The organism is Daejeonella sp. (genome assembly GCF_049655485.1).
GTDB lineage: Bacteria > Bacteroidota > Bacteroidia > Sphingobacteriales > Sphingobacteriaceae > Daejeonella.
Genome location: NZ_JBASJU010000369.1, coordinates 1 through 18,930, shown reverse-complemented (window position 1 = coordinate 18,930; position 18,930 = coordinate 1). Strand labels below are relative to the sequence as shown.

Genomic DNA, 18,930 nt, shown 5'->3' with positions numbered 1-18,930 from the left:
AAACTTTAAATAAAGACTATCTAATCTATCTCAAAATTGGCATTAACCACTGCAACAATTTCCTTACGGATTGAACTTACGTCGTTGATGCCATAATCTGAAGTAAGGTTGGAGTTTTCGGGTATGATTTGCAGGACGCCCATTCTGGCACTTTTCAGGGTTCCTAATTCCCTTCCTGTAGCCTCTGCTATACGTTCGCCGCGGGTCATGGCATCCCTGGCTGCCTGAGCTTGAATCTCAATTTTAATGTCGCTGAGTTTGGTATAATAATATTCAGGTGGATTAACCTGGAAATTCACCCCTTGCTGTATAAGCGAACTAATTTCAAGGGAAATCTCTTTGATCAATTTAACATCAGACGATGATATATCAATCATCTGTGAGGCACTGTAAGATCTTATACCCATATTCTGTCCCTGGGCATTGAAGTTGAAATTCGGATAGGAGTTTATAGTCTGGTAATTTACTTTGTCGTCATCAAAACCTTTTCTTTTGAGATATGCCAGCAGTACAGGCTTTTGAAGCTGTAGGTCGCGATAAGCGTCACTGGCAGTTGCAGCTTCAACAATAATGGTACCCCGCAGAATACCAAGGTCTGAAACAATGACTTTCTTAGCAGATCCCGTAACAGTAATAGTCTGGTTCTCACTTTTGATTTTCCTCCAGGCACCGGAGAAAATCAATGTCGAGATGATCAGCGATAAGCCAAGTATAACCGCAGGGGTTACAAGATATCTTTTATAAGCTTTATTGTTGTTATCGGTCATTACAGAACCATTTACAAATCAATATACGTTAATATCAGGAGTATATTATAACATTCCTCCGTCCACAGGAATTACCTGTCCGGTAATATAGGATGCCATATCTGATCCGAGAAATACGCAGAGATTTGCAACATCCTCTGTCTCACCCGCACGTTTCAAAGGGATAGCCTGAGCCCATCCTTCTACAACTTTCGGATCAAGCACCTCAGTCATCTCAGTACGGATGAAGCCGGGAGCAACCACGTTGGAACGTATATTTCGTGAACCTAATTCTTTTGCTACTGATTTGGAAAATCCAATAATTCCAGCCTTAGAGGCCGCATAATTAGCCTGACCTGCATTTCCCTGAACACCCACGACTGAACTCATATTAATGAAAACTCCTTTACGGTTTTTCATCATGACTTTAGAAGCAGCCTTGGTGATATTAAAAACTGATTTAAGGTTAATATTTAATACATCATCCCAGTTCTCTTCCGTCATCCGCATTAGCAGACCATCTTTAGTGATCCCTGCATTATTTACTACTACATCAAGGGTTCCAAAATCAGTTACGATATCATTAATCAGCTTTTCAGAATCCGCAAACTTAGAGGCGTCAGAACGATAGCCTTTAACTTTGGTCCCGAAGCTTTGGAGTTCTTTTTCAAGAGCTTCGCCTTGCTCAACTGATGACAAATAAGTGAATGCCACATCAGCGCCATGTTCTGCAAATTTTTCTGCGATTTTACGCCCAATTCCTTTAGATGCGCCTGTTATAAGAGCGACTTTTCCTTCGAGTAGTTTCATAGTATAGTTTCGAACTGTGAAATTAGGGTTTTTTCGAAAAAAACGGGCAATTTAAGAAGAAGGATTATGATATACGGCCAAAACCTCCCATCCCTAAAACCTATATCATAACGCTTTCCAAACGCACATTAAACGGACATTGTACGCACATCGTTCGCTTTTTGACGTTGTTGTCCCGACCAGATAGACATTAAACACCTTATTGCCAGCGCTTTGGTGTTGCAAAAGTCCCAGAAATCAGGTACCTTGTATAGTAGTATTAATCCTAAAACATAAAAACTATGGGACGTTTGAACAATGGGCCAAACGGCGGTTTCAGCGGTAAGGCAGGATCGTATATCGGTTACAATTGGAAAGGCGGCAGCTATATTCGCGGATTACCGCGGATTACAAAAGACCGGCAGCCGACACCGGGCCAGGAAGCTGCAAGAGCAAAATTTGCTTATTTAAATGGGTGGCTTAAAAAAATAAAGGCTCTTGTGGCGATTACTTTTCGCAGTTACTCACCAAAAATGACAGGCCTGATGGCATCTTATTCATGTAACGCAAAGAACGTACTTGGTGAATTCCATGACTTCCAGCTCAATTTCCCAGCATTTATGATAAGTCACGGGGATCTGTCGGGCGCTGACAACCCAAGCGTAAAATGTAAAGGGGGCTACACCCTCACTTACAATTGGGAGTGGCTATCTGGCCACCAGAAGGCGTCGTCGATAGATAACTGTCTGCTATTAGCAATTATTCCAGAGACGGGAAGTTTTTACGTGAGTTTTGAGGGTACAAGAATCAAGGGCACTGCAAAACTCCCAATTCGCAAAGCAGAACTCGGAAAAGTGGCTGAAGTATATCTGGCTTTTGTGTCTTTTGACAGGTTGAAATGCTCGAAGAGTCAGTATTTGGGGCAGGTGGTGGTCGGGGGTCTGATGCCGGAAGTCGGAAGTCGGAAGTCGGAGGTCTGAGGTCTGAAGTCTGAGTGGATTTCCGACTTTGGATTTCCGACAAGGATTTACCGCAAAGTGCGCAGAGTTTTCCGCAGAGGACGAGTCAAGGGAAATAGTTGTCTCCCGTCATGCCTCTGCGTCCTTTGCGCGAACTTTGCGAACTTTGCGGTTCAATTTCAGAATGTTTGTTCAGGTTAGGTTTCAAACTTTCCGTACTTTCGATTAAAGGACTACAAGTAAACCATGGAAAAAGTTGAACAGTTTTATGACCAGATAAGCAGCAAGTATTCGGAGCTGATTGCAAAATGTGTTCCCCGGTACTCCGAGCTGATGTACAATATGTTTCATTACATCCCGGAAGATTTTCAACCTAAAAGGATACTGGATCTGGGTTGTGGAACCGGGAATCTTACGGATGAGATGATCAAAAGATTTCCGGAAGCTGAGATTGATGCGCTTGACATTTCTGAAGATATCCTCAAAGAAAGCAAGCAACGCTTTTCAAATAAGCCTAATATCAGATACATCCAGGCTGATTTTAAAAGCATGCATCTACCTCCAGGATCTTATGACCTGATCATGTCGAGCATTGCTATTCATCATATTGAGGATCCGGATAAAATTAAACTTTATTCTGAGGTACATCAGGCTTTGAAGGCCGGAGGGATATTCATTTTTGCTGACCAGACACGGGGAATCAGTGATGAAATCTATAAAACAAATATCGCAGCCTGGAAAGAAGAGGCATTTAAATTAGGTTCCACGCAGGAGAACTGGGACATGTGGATGGAGCATCAGGACGCCCATGATTTCCATACCCCGATAAAATGGCACTTTGATCAATTGCAGCATGCGGGCTTTACTGAAACTGACATTCTCTGGAAATATTTACTCTGGGCGGTAATTTGGGCCAGAAAACAAAATTAATTGACATTTAAGAACAATTTTCATCGCCTGAAGTTTAGCTAGTAAACTGCATATATGACAACAGCGAAAATAATCCGTCACCGGCATAAGTACCATCACTACATGAATGATGATCTCAAGGATGTGAGAGAGGAAACTTTCTTTAAGATCGTTTTTTCAGATCCCAAGGAGTTCGACCTATTTAGACAATGGTGCCTAGATAATGACGGGTTATATGATTATGATAAAGAACAAAGCTGTCAGCGTGGTTCATTACCACAGCTGGAAATTTTCAAGGATGAAATCTGCTGGTGCGATATCATGACCTATTACCTTGTCCATGTTGCGGGGTTCAGCTTTCATTCAGTAATTGAACCATACAAAGGGGAAGTGTACATAAAATAACCCGCTCAGGCGGGAACAAACTTCATCGACAAAGAATTGACACAGTGCCGTGTATTTTTCGGGGTGAACCTTTCGCCTTCGAATACATGCCCTAGATGCGCGTCGCAATTCTTGCAAAGAATTTCCGTCCTGCGCCCGTCCGCATCGGTAAGGCTTTTTACAGCTCCCTCAATTTCATCATCAAAGCTAGGCCACCCGCAGTTCGATTCAAATTTGTCTTCTGATCGGTATAGCGGTGCGTCGCAGCGTTTGCAGATATAGGTTCCAGCCTGCTTATTGTTGAGTAGTTCTCCGGTAAAGGGACGTTCCGTGCCTTTATGTAAGATAACATACTCTTCTTCGGGGCTAAGTTTATTGTACTCCATGAGGACTGATTTAATTATTTCCTTTTCGGCAAGGTGTAGGTCATTTCAATATTCGCTACTCCCTTTCCAAACATACCTATCTTTTTAGCAGCAGCCTGTGATAGGTCGATAATGTAGAACCTGCTGTGCGGGCCCCTGTCATTGACACGAACTTCAACGCTTCTGCCATTGTCGACATTAGTTACAGTAACCATTGTTCCGAATGGTAATTTTAGATGGGCTGCAGTTAGTTTTTTGTTGCTGAATACTTCGCCGTTAGCGGTCCTGCGGCCGTGAAATTTGTTAGCGTAATAAGTAGCTTTCCCTTTTACTGTTATCGGATCTGAAGTGTTTGTAATCTTCCCGCCGGGCTCTCCTGATGCTGTTGCAAAAAGCGTGAAGAGTATAAAAATTAGTGTTTTCATATGCTTCATTCAATTGTTGAACGGGTGCAAAGATGCGAATTTCTGGCTGGATGGCAAAATTCGCAGTTTTGGCGCCTCCAAATGCGTTTCAGTCAGCTTTTCAGGATTGGAAAATAAGTCTTACATTATTCTCAATGATGGTGGTCTTGTTTCTGATAGTGCCCTTTTAACACATCCTCACCGAAATCATTCGAAAGATCGCGCACAACGGTATGCACATGGTTGGAATTATTCTGCGTATTATCATATTCAATCAAAAGACTCTTTCCCTGAATTCTGTAATAATGACCACTCCCCGGCTTCAAGCTTCCGGCCCATGCGAAGTGCAAATCATCTATGCCGCCCGTTTTTATTTTGGCTAAAAATTTTTCAGAAAATTCAGAAGCATAATTCCTGATGTAAACATCAAGCAATTGCATGAATATTTTTTTCTGCACCGCATTTAATTCACCAAATTCAATGCCAGTGGGGTTTAACAACGAAGCCTTGCGACTGTTTCCAGTGATAATTTCAGAGGGCGCCTTTTCTGAAAAATGAGCTATCTTTAATTGGCCTCCGTCCAGGGAATTCAGAAGCAAAAATCCTAGTTCCATTTCCTTCTTAAGTACCTGTGTGCCCTTTTTTTCACCACCAGGCACAATTCCCGGATTGGAACCAAAGAAAGAGGGCGTGGAGGAAATAAGAACTCCCCGAAGGGATGAGAAATTTAGAGATATGTGGTGGCCTTCGAAACGCCATCCCCATTCCTTCGATGAAGAAGGCTCCCCGAAAATGCTTATATGATAATTCAATGGATCACGATATTTGTCGGCAGGAGCCCGCTTCTCCAACACTTTTAAAACGTTCTCCAGTTCAATAATTGCTCTTGCTTTTTGATAACCCTGATCACTTAGAGATGCCCTTAATAGGGAAATTGCCGCATTTTTTTGTTCTACATTGAAATCGCGAAAGGATGGACCTTTTCTTGCTATCGGTACAAAATTCCAATTAAAACGCTCGGCATGCTCAAAGTCAAACTGCGCCTGAGCTCTCAATTCTGTTGACAAAGTATTCAAAAAAGAATTTGCCTTCTTAGCCAGATCCTGGCCGTTTGCCGGAATTACAACAATAATAGCACATATAACTATCAATGCCTTAAATACCGATTTCAATTGATCCATAATCTAATTTAATCAAATAAAAGGAATTCAAGCTTGTTTAAAAATTTAGTAAAAAGGGGTTATATCACGATGGCCTCTGAGTCATACATCCTATGAATCCTATCATCCTATGAATCCTATTCCAGACAAAATCCTATTCCAGACTATCCTAAAAACAAAAAAACCGGCATAGGCCGGTTTATAGATGACATATCAATATGATCTTAATTTAATTTCGCCAATTCTTCCGCCATCGCAGCTCCAATTTCCGCCGGAGATTCAACGACACGAATACCACATTCTCTCATGATCTTCATTTTCGCTGCTGCTGTATCATCATCACCACCAACAATTGCTCCTGCGTGACCCATACGGCGTCCCGGAGGCGCTGTTTGTCCGGCAATAAAGCCTACTACTGGTTTTGTACCATTTTCTTTAATCCAGCGCGCTGCTTCAGCTTCCATGCTTCCGCCGATTTCGCCGATCATCACTATACCTTTAGTTTCGGGATCATTCATCAGCAATTCAACCGCTTCTTTGGTTGGAGTTCCAATGATCGGATCACCGCCAATACCAATAGCTGTTGTAATACCTAGTCCGGCTTTCACAACCTGATCTACTGCTTCATAGGTTAATGTACCTGATTTAGACACAATTCCTACTCCACCTTTTTTGAAGATGAATCCTGGCATAATACCAATCTTAGCTTCATCGGCTGTGATAATGCCAGGGCAATTCGGGCCGATCAAGCGGGAGTCTCTATCTGACAGATATTCTTTAACAAGGATCATATCCTTTGTAGGGATACCTTCAGTTATACAAACAATGACTTTAATTCCAGCTTCTGCAGCTTCCATAATCGCGTCAGCAGCAAAAGCCGGTGGTACAAAGATTATTGAAACATTAGCTCCGGTTTTATCAACTGCATCTTTTACAGTATTAAATACTGGCCTGTCAAGGTGAGTTTGACCACCTTTTCCGGGAGTTACACCTCCTACGACCTGCGTTCCGTATTCAATCATCTGCGAGGCATGATATGTGCCTTCGTTTCCTGTAAAACCCTGAACTATAACTTTTGAATCTTTATTTACCAGTACACTCATTGAATATATTTTTGTATCGCAAAGCTAATAGAATAGGCTAGAATGTCCAAAGGTAATTTGGAAAAGAATTGTAATAAGATTGATTATGAATAGGATTAGCAGGAAGGTAGGATGATAGGATTAAGATTCATAGGATTATAGGATGCATAGGATGCTGGGAGGATATCAGAGATTGCTTCGCTGCGCTCGCAATGACAAATGGATATTGCTGCGCTCTCAATGACACGTTTAACCCTCACTAATTAAATCACCCGTTTTGGGATCAGTCGCTTTTCTGTAAGCTGCCTGATCAAATTCTTTTTCGCTTTTAGCGATCACAACCGCTGCTACGCCGTTTCCAATCAGGTTGGTGATTGCCCGGGCTTCCGACATAAACCGGTCGACGCCCAGCAGGATGGCAATGCTTTCGACGGGTATAACTTTCAAAGCAGTAAGCGTAGAAGCGAGCACTATGAAGCCACTGCCTGTAACACCTGCGGCCCCTTTTGAGGTTACCATCAGTACTCCTATGATGGTTATTTGCTGGCCTAAACTAAGATTTATATTGAACACCTGAGAGAGGAAAATGACCGCCATTGAAAGATATATTGATGTTCCGTCCAGGTTGAAGGAATATCCTGTGGGGATTACCAGTCCAACAACAGGTTTGGAACAGCCGAATTTCTCCATCTTTAACATCATGCTAGGCAAAGCCGACTCAGATGAGGATGTACCAAGCACAATCACGATCTCCTGCCTGATGAATTTGAGGTATTTCCAGAGACTGAATTTGAACAGATAGGCGATAACATTTAAAACCCCGAAAATGAAAACGAACATGGTCATGTACACCGCAATCATCAATTTTCCCAAAGGATAGAGTGTCTCGATGCCGTAGGTTCCAATGGTATAAGCCATCCCTCCGAAGGCCCCAAAGGGTGCCAGCTTCATGATCATTTTCATTATATTAAAGATGACCTGAGAAAGCTTTTCAAAAGTGTGGATGAGTGAAGTTCCTGTAGTGCCCATGCGGCTTAAAGCAAAACCGAACAGCACGGCAAAGAATAGTATCTGTAGGATATCACCCTTTGCAAATGAATCAAAAATATTTTCCGGTACGATATGGGCAAAGAATTCAAGCCAGTTCATGCCTTCTGCACCTTCCTGAAAAGTTTGAACTTTAGAAAGATCGGGATGGGTTTTTGCCACGTCTACCCCTTTTCCAGGCTGGAAAATATTTGCAACAAGCAATCCGATCACAATTGCCAGAGTGGTAATTATCTCAAAATATAAAAGCGCCTTGCCTCCTACCCTGCCAACTTTCTTCATATCGCCCATTTGAGCAATTCCGAGCACAATGGTGAAAAAGATGATCGGCGCAATAAGCATGCTGATCATGTTTATAAAAGTCTGGCTAATAAGCTTTGCGGTCGGAGCAAATCCCGGAAAATTTAAGCCTACCAGAACTCCAATGACGATGGCAACAAGTACCTGAAAGGTGAGATGGGTGATGACGCGTTTCATTGGAAGGCTAATGTAGGAAAATTTGTATTACTCCTTACCGATTCCCTCCGAGTTAAACTGCAGATCATAAAGTCGTTTGTAGTACCCATCCAGTTTTAGAAGCTCCTGGTGAGATCCGGACTCTTTTATTTCGCCATGATCAAGTACAATGATTCGATCGGCGTTTTGTATGGTTGACAGGCGGTGGGCGATTACAATAGAGGTGCGGCCCTGCATAAGCTTCGTTATCGCATTTTGAATCAATTCCTCTGTTTCTGTGTCAACCGAGGCGGTTGCTTCATCCAGGACCAGTATTTTCGGGTTATAGACCATGGCACGAATGAAAGAAATTAACTGAGCTTGCCCTACTGAAAGTGTTGCGCCGCGTTCCATCACATCATAGTCGAAGCCACCGGGCAAACGCTGAATAAAATCTTCAGCCCCCACTTCCCTTGCTGCTTCGATAAGCTCGTCACGGGTAATCGCCTTATTATTCAGGTTGATATTATTTGCGATGGAATCAGAAAATAAAAATACATCCTGCAATACTGTAGCAATGTTAGACCGCAGAAAGCTGAGTTCATATTCCCGAATATCAAGGCCATCAATCTTGACAGACCCTTTGTTTATTTCATAGAAACGGTTGAGGATATTGATCGTCGATGACTTCCCAGCCCCCGTGGCCCCAACCAGAGCCAATGTTTCGCCGGGTTTGACATGAAAAGAAATATCTTTCAACACCCAGTTTTCCTCATTGTATGCAAACCAGACATCCTTAAATTCTATATCTCCCCGGATGTTCTCTAGCTTTAACTTTCCTTTATTCTCCGTTTTCTCGTCCGTGTCGAGCACGCTAAAGATCCTTTCGGCTCCAACCATCCCCATCTGGAGTGTATTAAATTTATCTGCAAGCTCTCTAATTGGGCGGAAAAGCATGTTAATAAACATGATAAACGACACTACCACACCTGGAGTGATCCTATCGGCAAGTATCGACTCCGATCCCCACCACACCAGCAAACCCAGCGACATCGCTGAGATAATTTCTACCACAGGAAAAAATATCGAATAATACCAGTTAGAACGGATATGTGCATCCCGGTGCTTTGCGTTGATCCTCTTAAACTTCCGCATCTCCTGATTCTCACGGGCGAAATATTGTATGATCTTAATCCCTGTGATATGTTCCTGTAAAAAGGTGTTCAGATTTGAAATCTGGGTACGAACTTCCTGAAACGCGGATTTGATTGCCTCTTTAAAGACGTAAGAGGCCACCATGAGAAAGGGCATAGGGATAAGCACCACGAGGGTTAATTCCCAATCGGTGTACAGCATCACAGCAATGATCGCGACAACCTGAAGTATATCGCCGATAATAACTATCAAACCTTCGGAAAAAATGTCAGCAATGGTTTCAAGGTCCGAAACTGTGCGGGTAATGAGTTGTCCGATCGGTGTTCTGTCGAAATATTTTAAGCGGAGGCTGCTTATGTGGTTAAAGACGTTGACCCGGAGATCTTTAATGACTGACTGTCCAAGTATATTGGTAAAAAAGGTGTGAAAGTATTGAAAAAGAGTTTGTACCAGCAGAAGGCCGATCATTAAAAGAGTCATGTTGAGCAAACCCGAACTATCATTTTCGAGGATATATCTATCCAGAGTTAGCTGTATCAGCCAGGGCCGGATAGGTGCTAAAACAGCGATTACGACCGTTAAGATAATTGACCAGATGAAGATTCTACGGTATGGCTTTACATACTGAAAAATCCTTCTCAAAAGACTTATATCTACTGCTTTACCGCTTACTTTTGCCATTTCCCAACAGGTGAATTATTGATTGGATGTGATATATGGGTAATGAACTTCTGTAAGGAATAGCCCGCAGGCAGGAACCGATTCACCTGCATTTGACCTGTCTTTGCTTTCTATAATCATCCGTATTTCTTCAGGCTGTATTTCCTTTTTTCCAACCTTCATCAAGGTCCCTACAATTGCCCTGACCATATTTCTTAAAAAGCGATCTGCCGAAATGTGAAATATCATACCCCCGGGGCTATGAGTCCATTCAGCTTTCGAAATCGTGCAATTATTGGTAAATGTTTGAGTATTGGATTTACTAAAGCAACTAAAGTCGGTATATTCCATTATAATTCCCGCAGCCTGATTCATTAATTCAATATCAGGAATATCCCTGAGCAACCATGATAAATTATGTTTAAATGGATCTTTCTTGAAATGGATATGATATTCGTAAGAGCGATTGATTGCATCGAAACGCGCATGCGCATCGTTTTTCACCGGGAAAATAGCTTTAGCAGAGATATCGTAGGGAAGCAAAGAATTCAGGCTTAGAAGAAATCTGGGGTCTAAAACATTAGTTTCACTTGCAAGATCAAAATGGGCGAAAAGCTGCCGGGCATGAACACCTGTATCTGTCCGGCCACATCCCAGCGTTTCCACATGCTCCCTGCAAATGGTTGATAATGCTTTATTTAAAACTTCCTGAACAGAATTCGCATTTTTCTGGGTCTGCCAGCCGTGGTAAGCGGTGCCGTTGTAGGCGATTTCTATGAAGTATCTTGTTAGAGGATTCAAGTTGCAAATGTAAAAAGAAGTATCAAGTATCAGGTATCAAGTATCAAGATCGTTCCGCCCAGCATCCTATGAATCCTATTCCACACAATTTTTCTTAATCCTATTCATCCTACCATCCTATGAATCCTATTCCCGACAGTTCTCCGCCCAGCATCCTATGAATCCTATCATCCTATGAATCCTATTATATGAATCCTAATCCTATTATTATATTTGTGAAAATTTCCCAATCATATGATACAAAGAATCCAAAGCGTCTGGTTATTTTTTGCCACAGCCTGCATTTTCGGCTTATTTTTATTCCCTTACCTCCAAGTACTGAATCCTGATGGCTCCGCGAGCCTGATCAAAGTAATGGGTGTATATCAAAACGTCGCCGGACAACAAGTTCAGACACAGCCCTTTTTAGGTTTGACCATCGCCTCGGTAATCCTTGCTTTGATCCCTTTTATTACCATATTTCTTTATAAAGACCGAAAGAAACAAGTACTACTTTCTTACCTGTCGATAGCCCTGGTTATTGCATTCAGCTTTTGGCTGATACAAACAGCAAAAGGCGTCCTTGGACCCGTGGAACTCCGCGCTGAGAACTACGGAATAGGAACCCTGCTTCCCTCAATTGCTATTCTGTTCTTAATCCTGGCCATTCGCGGGATGAAGAAAGATGACAAATTGATCAAATCAGCCGATCGACTGAGGTAGCCTCGCCTACCTTAAGTTTTCAGCTTTCAGTTTTCAATTGTCAGTTGCCACCTTTCACCTATCATCTCTCACCTTATTCCAGGCTCTCATCCGCCAAATACAAAATCGACTCATAGTTTTTACCTACCGCATCCGACATGGCAATTTCGCATGTTTTGCCGGAGGAGTAATAACCATCATAATTCTTGACCCTTACATCCCCTGCTTCGGGAGCTGTTGCTGATGCTGTGAGTTCCGGATATAAAAACCCTCTGTCGCCCGCCATTCCACAGCATCCGGCGTTGACCGGAACATGAACATAATCTGTAAAGTGATTTGCAACAGCAATAAATTTCCTCTCCAATCCCATCTTTTGTAATGAACAAACGGGGTGCAGAACAATAGTGCCCTTCTTGTTCGGGACTTTCGCCCCCGGCATGATAAAGTCGTGGAGATAATCTATACTGTCCATAATCGTCAACTGGTCAAAATGCTGCTTATTGATCTCGTCGAGAACCGGACGGCATTTCTGCAGAGTTTGTGAACAGGAGGTTACGTCCAGTACAATTGGTACCCGGCCCTCGTTAGTGATCTCCCAAAGCTTCGATACCGTTTCATTGCAGGTGGAAGCGTATGCCATATTAAACCCTTTGGAAGAAAACAATTGTCCGCAGCAAAGCGCTTTAATTCCTTCCGGGATAATCACATGAATACCCGATTTACGCGATACACTTAAAAAGGTATCAGGAATGCTCTTCTTGTTTTCTGCACCTCCCATAACCCTTGAAATACAGGTGGGGAAATAAACTACCGTATTTCCTTCGGCCGTGAAATCTGCAACCCGTTCGATATATTCTCCTTTTATGCGGCCTGTTGTAAGGAGCTGGTTGCTCCACAGAGGAAAAGGTGGAATAATCTTTTTGATCGTTTTGGTAATCGCAATCATGGCATTTTTACCAATTATCCTATTGATTGCATTACCTGTGGCAAGCGCAAAATTCACAACAGCTGTAACAAGCGCAAAGTTCCTGGATACCCATAAAGCCACCTTGTTAGCAAAATCTGAATGATTTTCCCGGCGAAGACGCTTGATCAGGTCGCCGGTGTTGATATCTACCGGGCAGCTCGTTGCACAAAGGCCGTCGAGGGCGCAGGTATCAATTCCGTCATATTGATATTGTGAAGACAACTCCTTGTGGGTTGCCATATCTCCTTTGTCTTTTAGCAGTGCTAATTCTCTCCGGATTACTATTCTCTGCCTTGGGGTTGTAGTTATATTTCGGCTCGGACATTTATGTTCACAATAGCCGCATTCAATACAACGGTCAACTTCTTCCTCAACGGAAGGAAGAGATTTCAGATCCTGGATATGGGCGTTCTTGTTTTCATTGATGATAACACCGGGATTAAGGAGGTTTCTCGGATCAATAACTGCTTTCAGGGTTTTCATTATATGGTACGCCTCAGTTCCCCACTCCGTTTCGACGAAAGGCGACATATTACGCCCGGTGCCGTGTTCAGCTTTGAGTGTCCCGTCGTATTTTTTCACTACCAGGTCAACTACTTCCTGCAGAAAGCGGTCGTAGCGGTCGATTTCGGAAGCAGTATTGAATGACTGTGTGACTACAAAATGAATGTTCCCATCTTTTGCATGCCCGAAAATAATCGCATTATCATAATGATATTTAGCAAAGAGCACATGCAGATCGAGGATAGCATCTCCAAGCTGCTTGACCGGGAAGGCGATATCCTCCAGGATTACTGTGGTCCCGCTTGCGCGGACAGCACCTACAGCCGGGAACATACCTTTACGAAGTTTCCAGTAGAAAGCCTGATCAACCGTATCCTGAGTGAAAGTGATAGGCTCCAGTAACAGGAATTCTTTCGTATAGGGCGTCAAACTTGCGATCTTCGCATCCAAATCCTCTATAGAGTTGCTTTGATATTCGACCAGTAAAGCGGCGGCAGACTCCGGAAGAGTTTGAAAAATCTCCGGAACCCCCTTAATATTTTCTATAGATCTGAGTGATGCCCGATCCATCAATTCAACGGCCTCAGCACCCGTTTTTGTTAATGGTTCGATCGCCTGGCAGGCTGAATAAATATCCTTAAAATAGATAAAGGCAGTTGATTTGTACGTATAATCTGGAACTGTTTCCAGAATTGCTTCCGCTATAAAACCAAGAGTACCTTCCGCGCCAATCAATAAATGCGACAGGATATCTAATGGATGCGAATAATCTATAAAGGAATTAAGCGAATAACCAACGGTGTTTTTAGTCAGGTATTTCGTGCGTATCCGATCTGAAAGTTCCGGATTTCCGGAGATTTGCTGTTTGATCTGTAAGATTGAAGAATAAATCTCCGGGCACTCCATTTCAAATCGCGGGTAGTCATCAGCAACTTCTGTGGAATAGCTCTTTCCGCAGGGAAGAATAAAACGGATATGTTTAGTCGTATGATAAGAGTTCATACTTACGCCGCAACACATCCCACTTGAATTATTTGAAAGGATACCGCCGATCATCGCTGAATCGATGCTTGATGGATCAGGCCCGATTTTCCTTTTGTGTTTTTTAAGAAAGACGTTCACCATTGTGCCGGTGATGCCGGGCTGCACTCGAACACGGTTTCCAGAGTCTTCAATCAGGATATTGTTCCAATATTGTTTAAGGTCTACCAATATTCCATCAGTAATCGACTGTCCTGATAAACTGGTACCACCCGTACGGAAAGTTACCGGGACATTATTCTCGTGGGAAAACTTGAGGATAGCTATTATTTCGTCCTCATTAACCGGCCTGACGACTGCCTTCGGCCGGAGGTAATAAAATCCGGCGTCAGAGGCATAAGCGACCAGGTCGACCAGGCGAGATTTGATTCTTTCTTTTGGCAGGATGTTCTCCAAAAGCTTTCCAATATCCATAGCTTGTATTTAAGCCCTAAAGGTGTAAGAATTTCTAAAGGTTTACAAGAAATATTAACGGGAGACTGGTGTATCCTGATATCTTTTATTGAAATAACAATTTACTGAAACTCCAGGGTTCCAAAATATTGAGGCAAATGAAAATCAGGCTGTGGATTATCGACAAACGACCACGTGAGGTAGTTGGGGTTAGATGTTTCACTTCCCGTTTTGTAAAAATTCGCTTTCCATTTTACTCCTTTGGCAGGATGGCTAACATTTGAATACTTCTTTAGAAGAGAAAGGGGAACCCTGCACTCAATAGTCCAGGTGACCGGCTCGGTAATTTCCGGATCAACAATGGCAGGGAGTGAATGAGCAATTTGTATTTCCTTCAGTTCGTCGGTAGTTAACTTTTTGAGTTCTGCCCTCGGCTTAGTGACATGAAACATCAAGGGCGTACCACCTGCGTTGATTTCAAGATTGAAATATTTTAATGGGAATTGAGCATCCGGAGAGAAGAAAAATTCAACGCATGAATCAGTTGATACCGGACCGTTGAATTCTGTTATGACGCTTCTCACATAGCGGTCTTTCACCTGAAATATAACATACAGGTTCGCATCATCATACATCATTTTGGATTGAACATCGGGCTGGAACACGGAAGCATCACCCATATTATGCTTAATTTCAACAGGTTGGATTTTTTTCCATTGAGATTTAGCCCATTTTGCATCTATTACAATATCACCTTTCAGTTTTTCAACCGTATAAACTGGAACTTTCTGATTTTGCATTTTCGATTATTAAATCCTCCGCTATTAAGATCCCGACGGTAAAATTACGGGTTGGTTAAAATAAAAGCTGTGGTATAAAATGAACAAATAAAAAAAGCTCAGGTGTCAAATCGCCACCTGAGCCAGTCAATGCAGGGAATTATACCTTAATTCCGGTAGTCCCTCCCACTTTCAAATCGATGTCAACTGGTGCATTAGATCGCCAAGCACCTCCTGTGAAATCAGGGATATCAATGGAGTTTGAGCGATTATTTACTGACCATTCGCTTAGTGGAAACACGGAGCTCCAGGAAGCTGCATCGTATACATCCTGATCCAGGGGCAAACCATTACGCAGGCAATCGACAATGCGCCAATCCATCAGGAAGTCCATTCCTCCATGGCCTCCAACTTTCTTTGCAAGTTCACCAACTTTTTTCACGATAGCAGGACGATATTTTTCTTCTACGGCTTTAAATTCATCCGCTGAGAGCCAGCCACGGTGACTGTTGGAAATGCGGCCTGGCTCCGGATATTTAAGTGCAGTTCCTTCGGTACCACTTATCAGATGAATCCGAGAATACGGTCGTGGGGAGGTTACATCATGCTGTATCATGATAGACCGGCCCTTGCTGGTACGAATGGTGGTGGTATTCATATTACCGTTGAACGTATCATCGGCAAATTGCTTATAAAAATCGTCCTTTGCCGCCAGTTCTTTAGCCTTTGCAGCCATCTGAAAATCATTGCTCTGCATTGAAACAAGATAGTCAAGCTTATCTCCCCGGTTTATATTCATAGCCTGGCAAATGGGGCCTAAACCATGAGTCGTATATAGACTGCCTCTACGAGTCGCATTTTCCTTTAAGCGCCACATATCCTGATAACCAGTCTTACTAAAATTAAGATCCAGCAAATTATGGATATACGCGCCTTCAGCATGCACCAACTCGCCGAAATAACCCTGTCTGGTCATATTCAAAGTAAGTAATTCGAAGAAGTCATAACAGCAGTTTTCTAACATCATGCAATGCTTTTTCGTTCTTTCTGAGGTTTGCACTAGTTGCCAGCATTCTTCAACCGTAACTGCTGCGGGTACTTCGATGAACACATGTTTTCCCATTTCCATAGCATATAAGGCCATTGGAACGTGCAGGTGCCATGGGGTAGCAATGTAGATTATATCAACATCTTTCCTATCGCATAATTTCTTCCACCCGTCCTGGCTACCAGAATAAAGTGTTGGTTTATGTCCAAGGGGTTCTATCCTTTTTTGGACCTTTACCACATTTTCAGTGATGAGATCAGATAAACCTACAACCTGGACGCCTTCACATTTCGTCAGGTTCATTACATGGCCGGGGCCTCTCTGTCCCAGCCCGATAAATCCGGCCCGAACGGTCTCCAGCTTTGGAGCAGCATAACCGCTCATATTGAATTGTTGAATATAAGGCCTTCCGGTGTTAGGATTAGCCATCAAGTTACTTTTAGATTCACTTGCGAATCCATTAAGGAGCCCACCACCAGCGATTCCCAGTCCAGCCAGGCCGCTTACTTTTAAAAAATTTCTACGATTGTTTCTCATATTTTTCTAATCTTTTATTGGTTATCAACAATGTTCATATGCCCGGAAACCATTTTTGGGCATTTTCCCGATATATTTTATTTACTACTTCTTTAGGCAATTTAAGTCCCTTAAACGACTCCGCGAAATGGGGCACATTCATCCCTTCATTTGTTACAAAAAACTTCCAGTCGCTTTGCCTGATCTCATGGAACCTTTTATTTTCTTGTGTAAAATTCGACTTAGCATTCACTCCATTGTCCGTGGAATATATCAGTCTATCCTGGTACTTTATGAAGAAATCATGCACCTTCTGCCAATCTTTCACAGATTGAAGTTGTAAATGGCATAGCCTTTCAGCCATATCAAGAGCAATGTTGGGATATTTATCCAAACGTTTTGCTAGTTCATCCACACTCCACTCCAGGCTGGCCAGATGGGCAGCTACAAACCTTAAGTTTGGATGTTTTTCAAGCATTCTGTCACGGGCAGCAATTTGGTCGTCATATGAAGGATACTCCGGATGTAGAAACATATGATACTGGGGATGCGCGCTAAAATAATTCTTATCACCGAGGACGGTCATCTCCTCAACTGGCAGCCAGGCATTACGAGGTTCGCCCAGATGTCCTAAAAGCGTAACGTTGTTTTTCTCGATATAATTAATGATGGGGTCTATCCTTGGATCATCAACCATGACGAACTTCCCATCTTTGTCCTTCAATTCCATACCCAGGTTTTTCCAGATCTTAACTCCAATAGCGCCCTTTTCGAAAGAATTTTTCAGGTAAGCAAGCGTTTTGGACTCCCAATCCGGGGAACCCCATCCTTCAAGACTAAAGGCAGTTAGATAAGCCAGCCGATCAGGATACTTTTTAATCAGTTTCAGCGCCACATCCTGTTTCTCTTCAATATTTGAAGTTGGTCCGGAATACACATTTACCGTTAACAATTTAAAGTTATCCTTTTCCGCCTGTTTGATAAATGTAGTATCGTCTACATTGATGTGGACGTGAGTATCGTACTTCTCGATTTTATCAAAATCATCAAGGCTGTAATAGTCCTGACTTGATTTTTCACCTTCCGATGTCTTCACGGTCTGTGTACAAGCTTGAACGATTAAAAAAGCAAGCAACACAAGCAATCTGAATTTTGCAGTATTTAACATGGGTTCCTGGGTTAAATTTTAATAAATATCTTCTTTTTGTACATCCAGTATAAAATCAGCCACATAAGAAATAAAACCAGTCCACCGGTAACAAGCGGGGCATAGGGTCCAAAGCCTTTATCGAAATCCTGGCCCAGATGGATATACAGCGACTCATTAATTACATTCCTTAATCCGCCGTCGGCGATGCAATAAGCAGCGATTGAATTCATACCTATGACCATGAGGAAAAACGACCATTTCTTTTTCTCTTCAATATCTATTACATAAAAAAAGAAAGCCAGGAAGAGAAAGCATATTCCCCCGCTAAATATAGTCCAGGCCGGAGTCCAGATCCGTTTCACTATCGGGTTTATTCCAGTCACATGTAACAATACACCAAAAGCGATCAGGGATACACCGGCGATGATGAAGAGTTTCATTTTCCGCTCCTTTAGAAACGATGAATTCAGAATATTGCCTGCAAGCAAACCCAATATCATTGTGCCCAAGGTGGGAATGAAGCTTAAAGTGGAATAGCCACCCCTGTTAAATAGAAATTCTTTTTCACGTGGGAAAAGGTTCATAAACCAGTTGTCAAAGGCCCAGGCAAAGTTTGTGTTCTTGTTCCAATGGGCCGCAAAACCAGTTAAATTATGCTCCCAGTCTGCTTTAACTCCTGCAGCTGCGTAATTAAAATCGGGCCCGGGCAACGGGTACAGTGCAAAAGCCAGAAAGTATCCTACCAGGATAACAACCAAAGCGATTACCTGTATTCTTTGGGAGTATAGTGCAAGGATTACCAGGAAAGTATATCCTAAGCCTATTTGGGTAAGTGTATCCTCGAATGTAAAGTTGGTTTGATCCGAATTCATCGAGCGAAGGAATATCCCGAGAAGGATTAGAATCAACGATCGCTTCAAAGTATGGAGCAGTAAATTACTGACACTCGCTCCTT

At 42.6% G+C, this 18,930-nt stretch carries 18 protein-coding genes; 4 read left to right on the top strand and 14 right to left on the bottom strand.

Going from position 1 to position 18,930, the window contains the following annotated elements; all coding sequences use genetic code 11:
• Positions 1 to 20 precede the first annotated feature (20 nt).
• Positions 21 to 767 (bottom strand): SIMPL domain-containing protein, encoded by a 747-nt coding sequence (locus tag WBJ10_RS15245; RefSeq protein WP_424291811.1) that lies wholly within the window; start codon positions 765 to 767, stop codon positions 21 to 23.
• 45 nt (positions 768 to 812) lie between these two features.
• A complete protein-coding gene (fabG, locus tag WBJ10_RS15240; protein ID WP_424291809.1) occupies positions 813 to 1,556 on the bottom strand; it encodes a 3-oxoacyl-[acyl-carrier-protein] reductase in 744 nt (247 codons plus the stop codon).
• 281 nt (positions 1,557 to 1,837) lie between these two features.
• Here fabG and WBJ10_RS15235 point away from each other — a divergent pair, with 281 nt between their 5' ends.
• The 3 genes from WBJ10_RS15235 (at position 1,838) to WBJ10_RS15225 (ending at position 3,808) form a co-directional block, all read left to right on the top strand.
• Positions 1,838 to 2,515, top strand: coding sequence for a DUF6266 family protein (locus tag WBJ10_RS15235; protein ID WP_424291807.1), 678 nt, complete (start codon positions 1,838 to 1,840; stop codon positions 2,513 to 2,515).
• A 225-nt stretch (positions 2,516 to 2,740) separates the two neighbouring features.
• Positions 2,741 to 3,424, top strand: coding sequence for a class I SAM-dependent methyltransferase (locus WBJ10_RS15230; protein WP_424291805.1), 684 nt, complete (start codon positions 2,741 to 2,743; stop codon positions 3,422 to 3,424).
• 54 nt (positions 3,425 to 3,478) lie between these two features.
• Positions 3,479 to 3,808 carry a hypothetical protein gene (locus WBJ10_RS15225; protein WP_424291803.1) on the top strand — a complete coding sequence of 110 codons (330 nt, stop codon included), beginning with the start codon at positions 3,479 to 3,481 and terminating at the stop codon, positions 3,806 to 3,808.
• A 5-nt stretch (positions 3,809 to 3,813) separates the two neighbouring features.
• Here WBJ10_RS15225 and WBJ10_RS15220 read toward each other — a convergent pair whose 3' ends face one another.
• The 7 genes from WBJ10_RS15220 to truA all read right to left on the bottom strand — a co-directional run bounded on the left by WBJ10_RS15220 (position 3,814) and on the right by truA (position 10,896).
• Positions 3,814 to 4,173, bottom strand: a complete 360-nt coding sequence (locus WBJ10_RS15220; protein ID WP_424291801.1) for a methionine-R-sulfoxide reductase — start codon at positions 4,171 to 4,173, stop codon at positions 3,814 to 3,816.
• Positions 4,174 to 4,187: 14 nt separating this feature from the next.
• Positions 4,188 to 4,577 carry a septal ring lytic transglycosylase RlpA family protein gene (locus tag WBJ10_RS15215; RefSeq protein WP_424291799.1) on the bottom strand — a complete coding sequence of 130 codons (390 nt, stop codon included), beginning with the start codon at positions 4,575 to 4,577 and terminating at the stop codon, positions 4,188 to 4,190.
• Between the two features lie 131 nt (positions 4,578 to 4,708).
• The gene (locus tag WBJ10_RS15210) at positions 4,709 to 5,737 is read right to left on the bottom strand and encodes a DUF3500 domain-containing protein (protein WP_424291797.1); all 1,029 of its coding nucleotides are present in this window, start codon (positions 5,735 to 5,737) and stop codon (positions 4,709 to 4,711) included.
• A 203-nt stretch (positions 5,738 to 5,940) separates the two neighbouring features.
• Positions 5,941 to 6,819: a succinate--CoA ligase subunit alpha gene (gene sucD, locus WBJ10_RS15205; RefSeq protein ID WP_424291795.1), complete on the bottom strand. Its 879-nt coding sequence runs from the start codon at positions 6,817 to 6,819 to the stop codon at positions 5,941 to 5,943.
• Between the two features lie 228 nt (positions 6,820 to 7,047).
• Positions 7,048 to 8,322: a C4-dicarboxylate transporter DctA gene (dctA, locus tag WBJ10_RS15200; protein WP_424291793.1), complete on the bottom strand. Its 1,275-nt coding sequence runs from the start codon at positions 8,320 to 8,322 to the stop codon at positions 7,048 to 7,050.
• Between the two features lie 27 nt (positions 8,323 to 8,349).
• Positions 8,350 to 10,116 carry an ABC transporter ATP-binding protein gene (locus WBJ10_RS15195; protein ID WP_424291791.1) on the bottom strand — a complete coding sequence of 589 codons (1,767 nt, stop codon included), beginning with the start codon at positions 10,114 to 10,116 and terminating at the stop codon, positions 8,350 to 8,352.
• Positions 10,117 to 10,131: 15 nt separating this feature from the next.
• The gene (truA, locus tag WBJ10_RS15190) at positions 10,132 to 10,896 is read right to left on the bottom strand and encodes a tRNA pseudouridine(38-40) synthase TruA (RefSeq protein WP_424291789.1); all 765 of its coding nucleotides are present in this window, start codon (positions 10,894 to 10,896) and stop codon (positions 10,132 to 10,134) included.
• 234 nt (positions 10,897 to 11,130) lie between these two features.
• On the opposite strand from truA, the gene WBJ10_RS15185 reads away from it, so the two are divergent.
• Positions 11,131 to 11,598, top strand: a complete 468-nt coding sequence (locus WBJ10_RS15185; RefSeq protein ID WP_424291787.1) for a DUF4293 domain-containing protein — start codon at positions 11,131 to 11,133, stop codon at positions 11,596 to 11,598.
• A gap of 73 nt (positions 11,599 to 11,671) precedes the next feature.
• Here WBJ10_RS15185 and WBJ10_RS15180 read toward each other — a convergent pair whose 3' ends face one another.
• The 5 genes from WBJ10_RS15180 to WBJ10_RS15160 form a co-directional block, all read right to left on the bottom strand.
• Positions 11,672 to 14,503 carry an FAD-binding and (Fe-S)-binding domain-containing protein gene (locus tag WBJ10_RS15180; protein WP_424291785.1) on the bottom strand — a complete coding sequence of 944 codons (2,832 nt, stop codon included), beginning with the start codon at positions 14,501 to 14,503 and terminating at the stop codon, positions 11,672 to 11,674.
• Between the two features lie 101 nt (positions 14,504 to 14,604).
• A complete protein-coding gene (locus WBJ10_RS15175; protein WP_424291783.1) occupies positions 14,605 to 15,282 on the bottom strand; it encodes a carbohydrate-binding family 9-like protein in 678 nt (225 codons plus the stop codon).
• A gap of 139 nt (positions 15,283 to 15,421) precedes the next feature.
• On the bottom strand, positions 15,422 to 16,846 hold the full coding sequence (locus WBJ10_RS15170) for a Gfo/Idh/MocA family protein (protein ID WP_424291781.1): 1,425 nt from the start codon (positions 16,844 to 16,846) through the stop codon (positions 15,422 to 15,424).
• Positions 16,847 to 16,880: 34 nt separating this feature from the next.
• Complete coding sequence (locus WBJ10_RS15165) at positions 16,881 to 17,993, bottom strand: amidohydrolase family protein (protein ID WP_424291779.1); 1,113 nt, start codon at positions 17,991 to 17,993, stop codon at positions 16,881 to 16,883.
• An 11-nt stretch (positions 17,994 to 18,004) separates the two neighbouring features.
• A partial coding sequence (locus WBJ10_RS15160) for a hypothetical protein (RefSeq protein WP_424291777.1) occupies positions 18,005 to 18,930 on the bottom strand: 926 nt, incomplete at its 5' end.